The 14,932-nt window shown below is 62.3% G+C and carries 13 protein-coding genes; 5 read left to right on the top strand and 8 right to left on the bottom strand.

Features of this window, described 5'->3' with window-relative positions:
* Window positions 1-74: 74 nt before the first annotated feature.
* Together B3397_RS15960 and lysA are read right to left on the bottom strand one after the other, a co-directional pair.
* On the bottom strand, window positions 75-767 hold the full coding sequence (locus tag B3397_RS15960) for an HAD-IA family hydrolase (protein ID WP_296251828.1): 693 nt from the start codon (window positions 765-767) through the stop codon (window positions 75-77).
* Window positions 768-1,087: 320 nt separating this feature from the next.
* Complete coding sequence (gene lysA, locus B3397_RS15955) at window positions 1,088-2,320, bottom strand: diaminopimelate decarboxylase (RefSeq protein WP_296251826.1); 1,233 nt, start codon at window positions 2,318-2,320, stop codon at window positions 1,088-1,090.
* 108 nt (window positions 2,321-2,428) lie between these two features.
* Between lysA and B3397_RS15950 the strand changes: the two genes are divergently transcribed.
* The gene (locus tag B3397_RS15950) at window positions 2,429-3,346 is read left to right on the top strand and encodes a LysR family transcriptional regulator (RefSeq protein ID WP_296251824.1); all 918 of its coding nucleotides are present in this window, start codon (window positions 2,429-2,431) and stop codon (window positions 3,344-3,346) included.
* 51 nt (window positions 3,347-3,397) lie between these two features.
* On the opposite strand, the gene B3397_RS15945 is transcribed toward B3397_RS15950, so the two are convergent.
* Window positions 3,398-4,633 (bottom strand): M20/M25/M40 family metallo-hydrolase, encoded by a 1,236-nt coding sequence (locus B3397_RS15945; RefSeq protein WP_296251822.1) that lies wholly within the window; start codon window positions 4,631-4,633, stop codon window positions 3,398-3,400.
* 126 nt (window positions 4,634-4,759) lie between these two features.
* Window positions 4,760-6,127, bottom strand: coding sequence for a DNA repair protein RadA (gene radA, locus B3397_RS15940; protein WP_296251821.1), 1,368 nt, complete (start codon window positions 6,125-6,127; stop codon window positions 4,760-4,762).
* A gap of 211 nt (window positions 6,128-6,338) precedes the next feature.
* Between radA and mscL the strand changes: the two genes are divergently transcribed.
* Window positions 6,339-6,791, top strand: coding sequence for a large-conductance mechanosensitive channel protein MscL (gene mscL, locus B3397_RS15935; RefSeq protein WP_296251819.1), 453 nt, complete (start codon window positions 6,339-6,341; stop codon window positions 6,789-6,791).
* Between the two features lie 106 nt (window positions 6,792-6,897).
* Here the strand turns inward: mscL and B3397_RS15930 are convergent, their stop codons facing one another.
* Window positions 6,898-7,674, bottom strand: coding sequence for a ferredoxin--NADP reductase (locus tag B3397_RS15930; protein WP_296251817.1), 777 nt, complete (start codon window positions 7,672-7,674; stop codon window positions 6,898-6,900).
* A 223-nt stretch (window positions 7,675-7,897) separates the two neighbouring features.
* On the opposite strand from B3397_RS15930, the gene B3397_RS15925 reads away from it, so the two are divergent.
* On the top strand, window positions 7,898-9,022 hold the full coding sequence (locus tag B3397_RS15925) for a methyltransferase (RefSeq protein WP_296251816.1): 1,125 nt from the start codon (window positions 7,898-7,900) through the stop codon (window positions 9,020-9,022).
* 309 nt (window positions 9,023-9,331) lie between these two features.
* On the opposite strand, the gene B3397_RS15920 is transcribed toward B3397_RS15925, so the two are convergent.
* Genes B3397_RS15920 through B3397_RS15910 form a run of 3 tightly spaced genes read right to left on the bottom strand, consistent with a single transcriptional unit; the run spans window position 9,332 to window position 11,993 of the window.
* Window positions 9,332-9,493 carry a DUF2474 domain-containing protein gene (locus B3397_RS15920; RefSeq protein WP_296251813.1) on the bottom strand — a complete coding sequence of 54 codons (162 nt, stop codon included), beginning with the start codon at window positions 9,491-9,493 and terminating at the stop codon, window positions 9,332-9,334.
* 53 nt (window positions 9,494-9,546) lie between these two features.
* Window positions 9,547-10,554, bottom strand: coding sequence for a cytochrome d ubiquinol oxidase subunit II (cydB, locus tag B3397_RS15915; RefSeq protein ID WP_296251810.1), 1,008 nt, complete (start codon window positions 10,552-10,554; stop codon window positions 9,547-9,549).
* Between the two features lie 2 nt (window positions 10,555-10,556).
* Window positions 10,557-11,993 carry a cytochrome ubiquinol oxidase subunit I gene (locus tag B3397_RS15910; protein WP_296251808.1) on the bottom strand — a complete coding sequence of 479 codons (1,437 nt, stop codon included), beginning with the start codon at window positions 11,991-11,993 and terminating at the stop codon, window positions 10,557-10,559.
* A 509-nt stretch (window positions 11,994-12,502) separates the two neighbouring features.
* Here B3397_RS15910 and B3397_RS15905 point away from each other — a divergent pair.
* Both B3397_RS15905 and trmA read left to right on the top strand, forming a co-directional pair.
* Window positions 12,503-13,795 (top strand): NCS2 family permease, encoded by a 1,293-nt coding sequence (locus B3397_RS15905; protein WP_296251806.1) that lies wholly within the window; start codon window positions 12,503-12,505, stop codon window positions 13,793-13,795.
* Window positions 13,792-14,877, top strand: coding sequence for a tRNA (uridine(54)-C5)-methyltransferase TrmA (trmA, locus tag B3397_RS15900; RefSeq protein ID WP_296251803.1), 1,086 nt, complete (start codon window positions 13,792-13,794; stop codon window positions 14,875-14,877). The genes B3397_RS15905 and trmA overlap by 4 nt, the downstream gene beginning before the upstream one ends.
* The last annotated feature ends 55 nt before the right edge of the window (window positions 14,878-14,932 follow it).

The raw sequence follows: 14,932 nt of genomic DNA, 5'->3' as shown, positions 1-14,932 counted from the left end.
TGGCCCCAACCAGATCCCGCGTCCACCGCAGTTCCTGTGGGAGCGGGTTCTACCCGCGATGGCGGTCTGGAGCCCTACACCAAATGCGCAGGCAACCCCCACTGCGCTGGATCGAACCCCAAGAGGCTTTCCAGCCGGTGGTCGGCATGGTGATAGCGCTCGGGCGCCATCGCCGCGTCCGGCACTGCCACGGCAAACATCCCTGCTGCCTTCGCCGCTGTCACACCAAAGGGCGAATCCTCGAACACCAGACAATCCTTGGGATCGACACCCAAGCGCTTGGCCGCCACCAGAAAGATATCCGGTGCAGGCTTGGCAGCCCCCACCTCAGGATCGTCGGCGGTGACGATGGTGTCGAACAACGCAAACCACTCTTTGTGCAGCGTCGTCTTCATGGCGAAATGCCCTTTGGACGAACTGGTACCCACCGCAATCGGCACGTTATGCGCTTTCAAGTGCCGTACCAGGGCTTCAGCGCCCGCCATCGCCTGAGCATGGGGAAAACGCTCCGCCATCAATGGCGCCCGCGCTTCCATGAATTCAGCGGGCGTAAGGGGTAAGCCGAGCGTGGTGACGATATACGTGGACAGGTCATTGGCGCCCAGGCCGATGGTGTTCTGCTTGATGCTCCAGTCAAAGACCTTGCCGTACCGCTCGGCAATCATCTGCGTGACTTCGGTGTAGATACCTTCGGTATCCAGCAAAAGGCCGTCCATGTCGAAGATGACAGCCTTGACTGGGCCCATGCCCGGTACTGCAGTGTTCATAGGGCTTGTTCCCGTAGTCGGTAGTGGGGGCGTCAGCGTACTGGGGGAGCCGGGGGTTGAGCAAGGTCGCGGTAGGCAGGGCAGGCCCCTTCGCGGCTGCACGCCGCTCCTACAAAGACCTCACCCCGCCGATGAAACGGCGTCCCGCCACGCAACCGCCCCCCGCCACACCGCATCCCCCTGTAGGAGCGGCGTCCAGCCGCGAAGGCGCCACCCGCCACACCGCATCCCCTACAGCCACAAAACCGCCCACCACCACACCGCATCCCTTTGTAGGAGCGGCGTCAAGCCGCGAAGGCGTCAGCCCGGTTCACCGCAAATCACTCCACCTCCAACTCCAACCGAAACAACTCCCCCAAGGTCTGCCGCCGACGAATCAACCGGCTGCGGCCTTCGTCCACCAACACCTCGGGCAGCAGCGGACGACTGTTGTAATTCGACGACATCGACGCGCCGTAGGCACCCGTATCATGGATCACCAGCAGGTCCCCCACCTGAGCCTCGGGGAGCAGGCGCGGTGCGATGCAGTGGTCGTCATTCTGGGTGAACACGTCACCCGATTCGCACAACGGCCCGGCCACCACGGTAGCGTGCAACGGTCGCTCAGGCGCCGCGCCTTCAGCATCGAGCAGGGTCATGCGGTGATAGCTGCCATACATGGCCGGGCGCATCAGGTCGTTGAAGCCAGCGTCGACCAGCACGAAATGGTTCTCGCCCATGTTCTTGGTCGCCCGAACCTCGCTGATCAGCGAGCCGGACTCCGCCATCAGGAACCGCCCGGGCTCGATCTCCAATCGCAGCGCATGCCCCTGAACGGCTTCGATCTCGGCCTTCGCCTGCTGCCAGACCTCGACATAGCGCGCCACGTCCACGGGTTCATCCTGATCGCGATAGGGGGTGGACAACCCGCCTCCCGCAGAGATGGCTTCAAGCGGGTAATCCAGCCGCTTCACCGTCTCGACCATGGCCGCACACACGCTTTGCAGGTGCTGATAATCCGCTCCGGAGCCGATGTGCATATGAATGCCGACCAGATGCAACCCGTTGTCCCGTACCGCGGCCAGCGCCTCGCCCAGCTGTTCGTGCCAGATCCCGTGTTTGCTGTTGGGCCCCCCGGTATTGGTCTGCTGGCTGTGGCCGTGGCCGAAACCGGGGTTGATCCGCAGCCACACCCGGTGGCCTGGGCTCACGGGCCCCAGCTGATGAAGCATGTCGATGGAGCCAGCGTTGACTTCGACCTTGAGCTGCACCACCCGCTTGAGCGTGGCCTCATCCATCAGGTCACTGGTGAACACCAGTTCGGCCTGCTCAAGCCCTGGCGTGAACCCTGCGAGCAGCGCCCGCTCGATCTCGCCGAGCGATACCGCATCGACCTTGACGCCCTGCTCACGCATCAACCTGAGGATATGAATGTTGGAACAGGCTTTCTGGGCAAATCGAATCACATCGAAACCGCGCAACTGTCGGATGCGGGCACGGATCACGCTGGCGTCGTATACCCAGCATGGGGTGCCATGTTGGCGGGCGGCTTGGACAAGGTGTTGATAGGGCATCACGTCGGTTTCCAATGAAGGTTGCAGGCATGATGGCGTCTTAGGCGCTTTCAGAAAAATATCTTATGATCGAGCAGCCATTCATTCCTGATATGCCTGGAGCGACCCGTGGAACTGTCCATCCGCCATCTGGAGATCTTCCGCGCATTGATGCACGCCGGTAGCGTGACCGCTGCGGCGCGTCTGTTGCACACCTCGCAGCCAACGGTCAGCCGCGAAATCGCTCGCATGGAACAGGTGTGCGGGCTGACGCTGTTCGAACGCAGCGGTGGCCGGCTGAACGCCACGGCCCAGGCATTGATGTTGTTCGAGGAAGTGGAGCGCTCGTACGTTGGGCTGGAACGCGTGCGCAAGACGGCCGAGGCGATCCGCCGTTTCGAGCACGGTCAGCTCACCCTCAGCTGCCTGCCGTTATTCTCCCAGACCATCGTGCCCCGGGCGTCCAGCGCGTTCCGGCGCAAGCATCCGCACATTGGCATCAGCGTCACGGCGCAGGAGTCGCCGCTGCTGGAGGAATCCCTCAGTGGTCAACGGCATGATCTTGGCCTGGTGGAAGGCGACGGTGCGCTGGGCGGCACGTCCATGCACAGGTTGCTGGTAGAGGACATGGTGTGTGTGCTGCCCAGCGGACATGTGTTGGCCGCCAAGGCGGTATTGACGTTGGCGGACTTCCAAGGGGTGGATTTCATCAATTTGTCAGGGCTGGATATTTACCGGCAACGGGTCGATGACTGCTTCCATAGCGCCGGGGTGGAGCGGCACGTAACGGTCGAGACCAATAATTCCGCGTCGGTGTGCGCCATGGTGCGGCACGGGTTGGGGGTGACGATCATGAACCCGCTCAGCGCCCTGGAGGAGGCAGGGCGCGGGGTGGAAGTGCGGCGGCTGGCCGTATCGATTCCGTATCAGGTGGTGCTGGTGCGAGCGCAACATCGGCCGGCTTCGGCATTTGTGGAAGCTTACTGTGGGCAATTGCAGGCGAGCGCAGCGCAGTTGTCGGTCGAGCTGAAAAAGGTGCTGGGGTGAGCGGGGCCTGGTTTGCGATTTGTAGTGGATGACCCCCTCACCCCAGCCCCATCAAGGCACCGACAAACTTCGAATCATCGACACCGTCAGATACAGGCGCGGGGCGATACTCCCCAGCTCGATGTACTCGTCATCGGCATGCAACCCCGCCCCCACCACGCCCATGGTTTCCAGCACCGCAGGCTTGTCACTGCCCGGCACATAGGCATAGCCGGCGTCGGTACCGAAGCGCATCGCTATAGGTTCGATGGACTTGTCGATGGCGGCATAGGCCTTCTGCGCCACGCCGGCCAGTTGCTCGGAACCACTGTTCTTGGCCAGCGGCGGGCGGCCTTTCTCCAGCCGCAGGGTAACCTGGGTATCCGGGATCAGGCCCTTGCGAATCAAGCGTTGACCCGACGCCAGCACGCGCTCGGTTTCCTCGATATCGGAATAGCGCATATCCGCTTCGGCGGTGGCAACAGCCGGGATGATATTGCGCTTTTCCCCGGCCTTGGCCATGGTCCAGTTCACCGTGGTGCCCTTGTCCGGGTCACCCAGATCCTTGAGCTGGACCAACTGATGGGCCAATTCCATCAGCGCATTGCGACCCTCCTCCGGCGCCGATCCGGCGTGCGAAGAGCGGCCCTTCACCTCCAGGAACAGGCCATTGATGCCGTTGGTGGCAGTGGTCACTGCATCCTTGTCCGGTGGCTCATAGGAAAAAACGTAGTCGTGCTTGGCCGCGAGCTCCGCGATGACCTTCTTCGAACCGCCCGAGCCCATCTCCTCGTCCGGGTTGAACAGCACGGTCAGCGTGCCGTAATCGTTGAAGCCTTGGGCCTTGAGCAGTTTCAGCGCGTGCAGAATCATCGCGACACCGCCCTTGGCGTCGGCCACACCCGGCCCATAGGCGCGAGCATCGTCGGTGCGAAACGGCCGCTTGGCCGCCGTGCCCGGGCCGAACACGGTGTCGTAGTGCACCATCAACATGAAATGCTTGCTGCCGGTGCCTTTGAAGGTGCCGACGATGTTGTCGCCCACCGACGGCGTGGCCGGGGTGGTCTCCACGGTAGCGCCAAGGTCTTTCAAGCGCTTGACCAGCAGGGCACTGATCGTTGTGAGGCCTTTCTCGGTGCCGGTGCCGCTGTCCACCGAGACCAGTTCCTTGACCGTTTCCAGATAGCTGGGCTGTTCGGCTTGAGCCTGCTTGAGCAGCTCGGCCGGCGGGATGTCTGCGGCGTGGGCGGAGAGTGAGAACAGGCAGGCAGCGGCCAGGGCCGCCAGGGGTGAAGGTCGAACATGCATGGGTCGAGAGCCTCGGGCAGGTGCGTGTTGTTGTGTTGTCCGTACCGGCCCCATCGCGTTCAGAGCCCGCGATGGCGTCGGCGCTGCCTTACAACCTTAGCTCACTACCGAACTTCGTACCCACGATCACTCGAACAACGCATCCAACGCCTGCTCCAACCTTGTCACGGCAATGATCTGCAACCCAGGCGGTGCTTCCTTCGGGGCGTTGCCTTTGGGGACGATGGCACGCTTGAAGCCATGTTTGGCGGCCTCCTTCAGGCGCTCCTGGCCGCTGGGTACCGGGCGGACTTCGCCGGACAGACCCACTTCACCGAACACCAGCAGGTCGTGGGGCAGCGGGCGGTTGCGCAGGCTGGACATGATGGCGGCGAGCAGGGCCAGGTCGGAGGCGGTTTCAAGCACCTTTACCCCGCCGACCACATTGAGGAAAACGTCCTGATCGTGGGTGGGAATGCCGCCGTGGCGGTGGAGCACGGCCAGCAGCATGGCCAGGCGGTTCTGGTCCAGGCCCAGGGTCACGCGGCGCGGGTTGGAGAGATGGCTGTCATCCACCAGTGCCTGGACTTCCACCAGCATCGGGCGGGTACCTTCCCAGGTGGCCATGACCACGCTGCCGGGGACTTCTTCCTGGGCGCGAGTGAGGAAGATGGCCGAGGGATTGGAAACTTCCTTCAGGCCTTTGTCGGTCATGCCGAACACGCCCAGTTCGTTGACCGCGCCGAAGCGGTTCTTCACGGCACGCAGCAGGCGCAGACGACCGTCGGATTCGCCTTCGAAATACAGCACGGTGTCGACCATGTGTTCGAGCACGCGTGGGCCCGCCAGGGCGCCTTCCTTGGTGACGTGGCCGACCAGGAAGATCGCCGTGCCGCTTTGCTTGGCATAGCGCACCAGCAACGCCGCGCTTTCGCGCACCTGAGAGACGCCGCCAGGCGCCGATTGCAGATTCTCGGTGAAGATGGTCTGGATCGAGTCGATCACCATGACCTTGGGCTGCTCGACCTTGGCGGTGGCGATGATGCTTTCGATGCAGGTTTCGGTCATCACCTTGAGTTTGTCCTGAGGCAAGCCCAGGCGGCGGGCGCGCATGGCGACCTGCTGCTGCGATTCTTCGCCGGTGACGTACAGCGCCGGCATGCGCGTGGCGATATTGCACAGGGTCTGCAACAGGATGGTGGATTTGCCGATGCCGGGATCGCCGCCGATCAACACCACCGAGCCATCCACCAGACCGCCGCCGAGCACGCGGTCCAGCTCGGCCGAAGCGGTGGAAAAGCGCGGGATCTCTTCGATGCTGACTTCGGCCAGGGTCTTGAGTTGTGCCTGCTGCCCGGCCCAGCCGGTGCGGCCACTGGGGGGCGCGGCGGCGCCGCTTTCGATGACGGTCTCCACCAAGGTGTTCCACGCCCCGCATTCGCCGCACTGGCCGGCCCATTTGGGGAAGGTGGCGCCGCACTCGGTGCAGCCGTACATGCGCTTAGCCTTGGCCATGAAAATCTCTGTTCGGAAAAAGAACCCATGATAACGGAGCTGCCTGAAAGAGAGGTCAAATCAAGCTGTTGCGATGAAGAAATGCGTCTAGTCTCTAATTCGACAAAACTTCTCAGGCTAACCCCGGTCACTTGCAGCAGGCGTAGAACATCAAGCTGCTAGCTGATTTACACTGCGTTGACCAACCTCATCTGTAACAAGGAATAACCTCATGAGCGTGCTAAGTGAATTCAAGGCCTTTGCGGTCAAAGGCAATGTAGTCGACATGGCCGTTGGTATCATCATCGGTGCAGCCTTCGGCAAGATCGTTTCATCTTTCGTGGGCGATGTGATCATGCCCCCGTTGGGGCTGTTGATTGGCGGCGTGGATTTCAGTGACCTGGCCATTACCTTGCGACCTGCCGAAGGGGCCGCGCCTGCGGTGGTGCTGGCGTACGGCAAGTTCATTCAGACCGTGATCGACTTCATCATCGTGGCGTTTGCCATCTTCATGGGTGTGAAGGCGATCAACCGCCTGAAACGCGAAGAGGCCAAGGCACCGACCTTGCCACCGACGCCGACCAAGGAAGAGCTGCTGCTGGGTGAGATTCGCGACATTCTGAAAGAGCAGAATGGCAAGGCGCCCGTGGTGACCACGGCGCCGGCGCCTGGGTTGCAGCCTTAGTATCGCAGGGCGGCTTTCGCGGCTTCACGCCGCTCCTACAGGGGGACCGGGGTGTTTTGGGTTTTTTTGTAGGAGCGGCGTGCAGCCGCGAAGGGGCCCACCAGCCCTACCAATAATTCTCCACCGCCACCTGCCCCGGCCGCCGGCTGAGGCTCAGGTTCATGTCGCGACCCTTGAGCACTTGCCGGGTGTCGTCGATCATTTGCGGATTGCCGCAGATCATCACCCGCGAATGCTCTGGGGTCAGTTCCAGACCCGCCGCTTTTTCCAACTCCCCGTTTTGAATCAGATCCGTGATCCGTCCGCGCAACGCGCCGGGATAATCTTCCCGTGTGACAACCGGTATGAACTGCAATTTCCCCGCGAACTCGGCCAGATAGTCGCGCTGCTCAAGCTCGGCGATCAGATCGCAGTAGGCCAACTCCTGCCCCTCGCGGGCACTGTAGACCAGCTTGATGGTGTCGAATTTCTCCCACACGGCAAAGTCTTGAAGGATCGATACGAAAGGTGCGACACCGGTGCCGGTGGCCAGCATCCATAAGTCGCGGCCGTCGACGAAACGGTCGAGGGTCAGATAGCCGGTGGCAAGCTTCTCGACCAGCACTTCGTCGCCCGCCTTGAGCCGGCTCAGCTCGCTGGTGAATTCGCCATCGGGCACCACGATGGAGAAGAACTCGAGAAATTCGTCGTGGGGTGAGGACACCATGGAGTACGCACGCCACACCACACTGCCGTCGGCCTTGGTCACACCCAACCGCGCGAACTGGCCGGCGACGAAGCGAAAACCTGCATCACGGGTGGTGCGCAAAGTAAACAGGCTGGGGGTCAGCGGCGTCACCTCGAGGATGGTCTGACGGGTGAATTTGTCTGCGCTGGCAGTCATGACGGGCTCCATGGTTCAGATGCGCCTAGTTTCCCGCAATCCACGGCGGATAAACACCACCGCTTTGTGTGGCCACCTATAAGACCTGTTCTGCGATACGGCGGGTCTTGGGGGTCTTTGGGGTATATGGGGTGGGGTGACCCGGCTTACGCCGGTGCTACAGGGGCGGGTTTGGGGAAAAAGCCGTAGAATTGCGGCTTTCCTGCTGCCTTCGTACTTTGCCATGCCCGTGCTGACCTCGCCTTTCGCCGAACTCGACCTGATTCGCCAACCCGATCAGCCCAATGAACCATTGCAGGCGTTCGACGCTGCCGACGAGTACCTGTTGGCGTACATGGCCGAGCATCCGCTGGCGGCGCAGGCGCGGGTACTGGTCCTCAACGACAGCTTCGGTGCCCTGGCCATCAGCCTGAATGCAGCCGTGCAGGTGGTCAGCAGCGGCGACTCCTTCCTCGGCGGCATGGGTCTGGAAAAGAACCTGGCGCGTAATGGCCAGCCCTTCGACAGCGTGACCTTCGTGCCGGCCAGTGAGCCGGCCCAGGGCCCATTCGATCGCGTGCTGGTGCGGGTGCCCAAGACCCTGGCGCTGCTGGAGGAACAACTGCTCCGCCTGCAAGGTCAGCTGGCGCCTGGAGCCGAGGTGGTCGCGGCGGGCATGGTCAAGCATCTGCCCCACGCCGCCGGCGATTTGCTGGACAAGTATATCGGCCCGATGCGCGCATCGCTGGCCGTGAAAAAGGCCCGGCTACTGATCGCGACCCACGCCGACAAAGCCCCCGTGGCATCGCCCTACCCCACTCGCTATCAGCTCGATGAACCCGAACTGACACTGCTCAACCACGCCAACGTGTTCTGCCGCGAAGGGCTGGACATCGGCACCCGCGCGTTCCTCCCGCACCTGCCGCGCAACCTGGGCGCAGCACGGGTGGCGGACTTGGGTTGCGGCAACGGCGTGCTGGCCATCGCCAGCGCATTGGCCAATCCCGATGCGCACTACACCTTGGTGGATGAGTCGTTCATGGCCGTGCAATCAGCGCGGGATAATTGGCAGGCAGCGCTGGGCTCACGCGAGGTCAGCGTACGCGCCGCCGACGGGCTGGCCGGCCAGGCGCCACAATCGCTGGACGTGGTGCTGTGCAATCCACCGTTCCACCAGCAGCAGGTGGTGGGGGATTTTCTCGCCTGGCGAATGTTCCAGCAGGCGCGCGAGGCGCTGGTAGTGGGCGGTGAGTTGTATATCGTCGGCAACCGGCATCTGGGTTATCACAGCAAGCTGGCGCGGTTGTTTCGAGGGGTGGAGCAGGTGGCGGCGACGGCGAAGTTCGTGGTGTTGCGGGCGCGCAAGTGATGGGGCTGGTTGGGGATCTGCGGTGGATGGTCCCCTCACCCCAGCCCTCTCCCTGAGGGAGAGGGGGCCGTACGGTGGTGTTGCGGATTTGCGCGATCCGCTTTTAGCCCCCTCTCCCTGAGGGAGAGGGAGCCGTACGGTGGTGTTGCGGGTATGCGCGATCCGCTTTTAGCTCCCTCTCCCCTAGGGAGAGGGCTGGGGTGAGGGGACCATTCACCGCAGATCCCCCCCCAAAAAAAATCCAACCCAAAAAAAACCCTCCAAACGGAGGGCTGTAAAAAAGCACTGCCAAGGCAGCACTGATGGGATTCAATGGGATTTCATTCCCGCCGCCGTCATGAACAGGCGGATCAACATGGCAAATATCCCCAGAGCGACGATGCTGCCGGCGTAGATCACCACCAGCCAGCCGAGCCGTTTCCACAACGGCTTCTTCTCTTCACTCTGCGCAACGATCGGTTTCTCGCTCATGCTCTCTACTCCTGCCCCACCCAGGCCATCGGGCCCGGGCGCAAGCGGTTGGACTAGTGATAACCATCCTCATGGGTCACCTTGCCGCGGAACACGTAGTAGCTCCAGAAGGTGTACACCAGGATGATCGGGATGATGAACAGCGTGCCCACCAGGATGAAGCCCTGGCTTTGTGGCGGCGACGACGCGTCCCAGATGGAGATCGACGGCGGAATGATGTTCGGCCACAGGCTGATACCCAGACCGCTGTAACCCAGGAACACCAGCAGCAAGGTCAGCAGGAACGGCGTGTAATGCGCGTTGCGCTTGACCGACCGCAGCAGGCCGATCACCGTCGCCAGCACCAGGATCGGCACCGGCAGGAAGTAGAACAGGTTCGGCGTGCTGAACCAGCGGGTGGCGATGTCATCATGGGCCAACGGGGTCCAGATGCTGACGATACCGGTCACAACCAAGAGCCCGTAGGTCAGCGGCGGCGCCAGCTTGTGCATGGCGCGCTGCAGACTGCCTTCGGTCTTCATGATCAACCAGGTGCAGCCCAGCAGCGCGTAAGCCACGATCAACGCCAGGCCGCAGAACAGGCTGAACGGCGTCAGCCAGTCCAGACCGCCACCGGCATAGTTGCGGTTGACCACCGGAATGCCGTCGATGAACGCGCCCAGCGCTACGCCCTGGAAGAAGGTTGCCGCCAGCGAGCCGCCGATGAACGCCTTGTCCCAGATGTGACGCTTGGCCGCGGTGGCCTTGAAGCGGAACTCGAAGGCCACGCCGCGGAAGATCAGGCCCATCAGCATCAGGATCAGCGGCAGGTACAGCGCCGACAACACCACCGAGTAGGCCAGCGGGAAGGCGCCGAACAGCGCCGCCCCACCCAGTACCAGCCAGGTTTCGTTACCGTCCCAGACCGGTGCCACGGTGTTCATCATCACATCGCGGTCGCCTTCATCTTTCATGAAGGGAAACAGGATGCCGATGCCCAGATCGAAGCCGTCCATAATCACGTACATCATGATGCCGAAGATGATGATCACGGCCCAGATGAGTGGAAGATCGATACCCATGCTTAGTGCCCCTTGCTCAAGGTGTCGGTGTGGCCTTCTTCCGTGCCTTCATGGGCAGCAGACAAAGGACGTGCAGGGGTGCGCTGGGTACCAGGACCACCGGTGTTGATCGTTTCTTCGTGTGCCTTCGGACCTTTGCGCACCAGGCGCATCATGTAGCCAAGGCCAACGCCGAACAGCGAGAAGTACACCACCACGAACATCACCAGGGTGATGGTCATCTGGCTGACGCTATGGTTGGACGAGGCATCGGCGGTGCGCATCAAGCCGTAGACCACCCACGGCTGACGGCCGATCTCGGTGGTGAACCAGCCGGCCAGCAGGGCGATCAGGCCGGACGGTCCCATCCACAAGGTCAGGTACAGGAACGGACGGCAGGTGAACAGTGCATCTTTCTTGCGCAGCCAGACGCTCCACAGACCGACGAAAATCATCAGCATGCCCAGGCCAGCCATGACCCGGAACGACCAGAAGATAATGGTCGAGTTGGGCCGGTCTTCAGGCGGGAAGGATTTGAGCGCCGGGACTTGCTTGTCCAGGCTGTGGGTCAGGATCAGGCTGCCCAGGTACGGAATTTCCACGGCGAAGCGCGTCTTTTCCGCTTCCATGTCGGGCCAGCCGAACAGGATCAGCGGCGTAGGCTCGTCACCCTTGTTTTCCCAGTGACCCTCGATGGCGGCGATTTTCGCCGGCTGATGTTCCAGGGTGTTGAGGCCGTGCATGTCGCCGACGAAGGCTTGCACCGGCGCCACGATCAGGGCCATCCACATGGCCATGGAGAACATGCGGCGAATGGCCGGCGTGTTGCGGCCACGCAGCAGGTGCCAAGCGGCCGAGGCACCGACGAAGAACGCGGTGGCGACGAACGCGGCGATCGACATGTGTGCCAGGCGGAACGGGAACGAGGGGTTGAAGATGACGGCAAACCAGTCCACCGGAATGACCCGGCCGTCGATGATCTCGTGACCTTGTGGGGTCTGCATCCAGCTGTTGGAGGCCAGAATCCAGAACGTGGAGATCAGCGTACCGATGGCCACCATTACCGTGGAGAAGAAGTGCAGGCCACGGCCTACGCGGTTCCAGCCGAACAGCATGACACCGAGGAAGCCGGCTTCCAGGAAGAAGGCGGTCAACACTTCGTAGGTCAGCAAGGGTCCGGTCACCGCACCGGCGAAGTCCGAGAACCGGCTCCAGTTGGTACCGAACTGATAAGCCATGACCAGGCCGGACACAACGCCCATCCCGAAGTTGACTGCGAAAATCTTCGACCAGAAGTGATACAGGTCACGGTAGGTGTCGTCGCGGGTTTTCAGCCACATGCCTTCCAGCACAGCCAGGTAGCTGGCCAGACCGATGGTGATGGCAGGAAACAGGATATGGAACGAGACCGTAAACGCGAACTGCATTCGGGCGAGATCGATTGCCTCTAAACCGAACATGGTGCTTCCTCTATCAGGTGAACCGACGCGGGCGTGCGGCCTGCGCCAGCGGCCCCTGCGAAAGTGGAGCGCGGTCTGAAGACATCGTTCTAGTGGATTCCACGTCGCAGGGATTGTGGCCGTTTGGCCGCCATGCCCCGCCTGGCAAGGCGTCGACATGGATCAAGGTACTTTCAAAGAGTAGCCCTATTTCGGTGCGCGGCCTGTGTGGTTTAGTGCCGCGCGACGGGTTGTCTCACCGGGTTTACTTTTGGCTGGTATGGGGGTTGGTAGGGGCATCTGTCATGCATGGCGTCAGAGGGGGTGTGAATGGTCCCCTCACCCCAGCCCTCTCCCGGGGGGAGAGGGAGCAAAAGCGGATCGCGGTGGATCGGGAGGGCTGGGGTCAGGGGCCCATTCACCACTACCCTCCCCTGCGGTATGATGCGCGGCTTTTTTTACGCCCCGGATGTGCTTTGCTATCAGGGTCGACACTATAACGGCGCGCACAAGCGTCACAGGGAGCAGGCATGCTGGAAAGGCTGTTTCAACTCAAGGCGCACAACACCAACGTTCGCACCGAGATTCTTGCGGGTGTGACCACGTTTCTGGCCATGGCCTACATCCTGTTCGTCAACCCGAGCATCCTCGGCGAAACCGGCATGGACAAAGGCGCGGTGTTCGTTGCGACCTGCCTGGCCGCCGCCATCGGTTCCACGGTCATGGGCTTGATCGCCAACTATCCCATCGCGCTGGCGCCGGGCATGGGCCTCAATGCCTTCTTTACCTACACCGTGGTGCTGCACATGGGCCACACCTGGCAAGTGGCGCTGGGTGCGGTGTTCATTTCGGCGGTGTGTTTCTTCCTGCTGTCGATCTTTCGTATCCGCGAATGGATCGTCAACAGCATCCCGCTGCCGTTGCGCTCGGCCATCGCCGCCGGTATCGGCCTGTTCCTGGCGTTGATCGCCTTGCAGGGCGCTGGCATCGTGGTCGCCAATCAGGCCACGGTGGTGGGCATGGGCGACCTGAGCAAACCCGGCGCGGTGCTGGCCATCCTCGGTTTCTTCCTGATCGTGGCCCTGGAATCCCTGAAAGTGCGAGGCGCCGTGCTGATCGGCATCCTGGCGGTGACGCTGGTGTCCATCCTGCTCGGTTTCAGCCCGTTCAACGGCCTGGTGTCGATGCCGCCATCCCTTGCACCGACCTTCCTGCAACTGGATATCCAGGGCGCGCTGAACATCGGCCTGCTGAGCGTGATCTTCGCCTTCCTGTTCGTCGACCTGTTCGATAACTCCGGCACCTTGATCGGGGTGGCCAAGCGTGCCGGCCTGATGGGCAAGGACGGCCACATGCCGAAAATGGGCCGGGCACTGATCGCCGACAGCACCGCGGCCATGGCCGGCTCGCTGCTGGGCACCTCGACCACCACCAGCTACATCGAGTCGGCTGCCGGCGTGAGCGCAGGCGGGCGCACCGGCCTGACCGCCATCGTGGTGGCAGTGCTGTTCCTGCTGGCCTTGTTCTTCGCACCGCTGGCCGGCAGTGTGCCGGCGTATGCCACGGCGCCCGCGCTGTTCTTCGTTGCCGTGCTGATGGCCTCGGGCCTGGCGGAAATCAACTGGGATGACATCACCGAGGCTGCGCCGGTGGTGGTCACCGCCCTGGCCATGCCCCTGACCTACTCCATCGCCAATGGCATCGCCTTCGGCTTCATCAGCTGGACCGTGATCAAGCTGCTGTCGGGCCGTACCCGCGAGTTGAATTCGGCGCTGGTGATTCTTTCCATTCTGTTCGTTGTGAAACTGGGCTGGTATCCATGAGTGCTGCATTCGACCCCTCCTCCTACACCCAGCAACTGGACGAAAAGGTCGCGCGTTTGCGCGCGCTGCTGCAACCTTTCGATGCGCCGGAGCCGAGCGTGTTCGATTCACCGCGCGAGCACTATCGCCTGCGGGCCGAGTTTCGCCTGTGGCGCGAAGAGGGCCAGCGCCACTACGCGATGTTCGCTCCCGGCGAAAAGCACACGCCCATCCTGATCGACAGCTTCCCCATCGCCAGCCAGCGCATCAATGCGCTGATGCCGCGCCTGAAGGCCGCCTGGCAAGGCGATGCGGCGCTGAGCAACAAGCTGTTCCAGGTGGAATTCCTGACCACCTTGGCTGGCGACGCCATGGTTACCCTGTGCTATCACCGACCGTTGGACGAGCACTGGCAACGCGCCGCCGAGCAACTGGCCACCGAACTGGATGTCAGCATCATCGGCCGCTCCAAGGGCAAGCGCGTGGTGATCGGCCGCGACTATGCCGTCGAAGCACTGCAAGTGGCCGGGCGCACGTTCCGCTATCGCCAACCGGAGGGCGCTTTCACCCAGCCCAACGGCACGGTGAACCAGAAGATGCTCAACTGGGCCTTCGAGGCGTTGGGCGAGCGTGAGGACGATCTGCTGGAGCTGTACTGTGGCAACGGCAATTTCACCCTGCCGCTGGCCACCCGGGTACGCAAGGTGCTGGCGACCGAGATCAGCAAGACCTCGGTGGCAGCCGCGCTGCATAACCTGCAAGACAATGGCGTGGACAACGTTACCTTGGTGCGCCTGTCGGCCGAAGAGCTGACCGAGGCACTCAACGAAGTACGGCCGTTTCGCCGACTGCAGGGTATCGATCTCAAGGAGTACGCGTTCGGCAGCGTGTTCGTCGATCCGCCGCGAGCCGGGATGGACCCGGACACCTGCGAGTTGACCCGGCGTTTCGACAACATTCTGTATATCTCCTGCAACCCGGAAACGCTGGCAGCGAACATCGCGCAGTTGCATGACACCCACCGGGTGGCGAAATGCGCGTTGTTCGATCAGTTTCCGTATACCCATCATATGGAGTCGGGGGTGTTGTTGGTTCGGCGCTGATCGTGCATTGGGGCTCGATGTGAATGGGTGGTGAAGGGTCCCCTCACCCCAACCC

Origin of the sequence: Pseudomonas sp. UBA4194 (assembly GCF_002379585.1) — a bacterium.
GTDB lineage: Bacteria > Pseudomonadota > Gammaproteobacteria > Pseudomonadales > Pseudomonadaceae > Aquipseudomonas.
The sequence above is the reverse complement of the archived record's forward strand: the minus strand, read 5'-3'. Positions and strand labels throughout refer to the sequence as shown.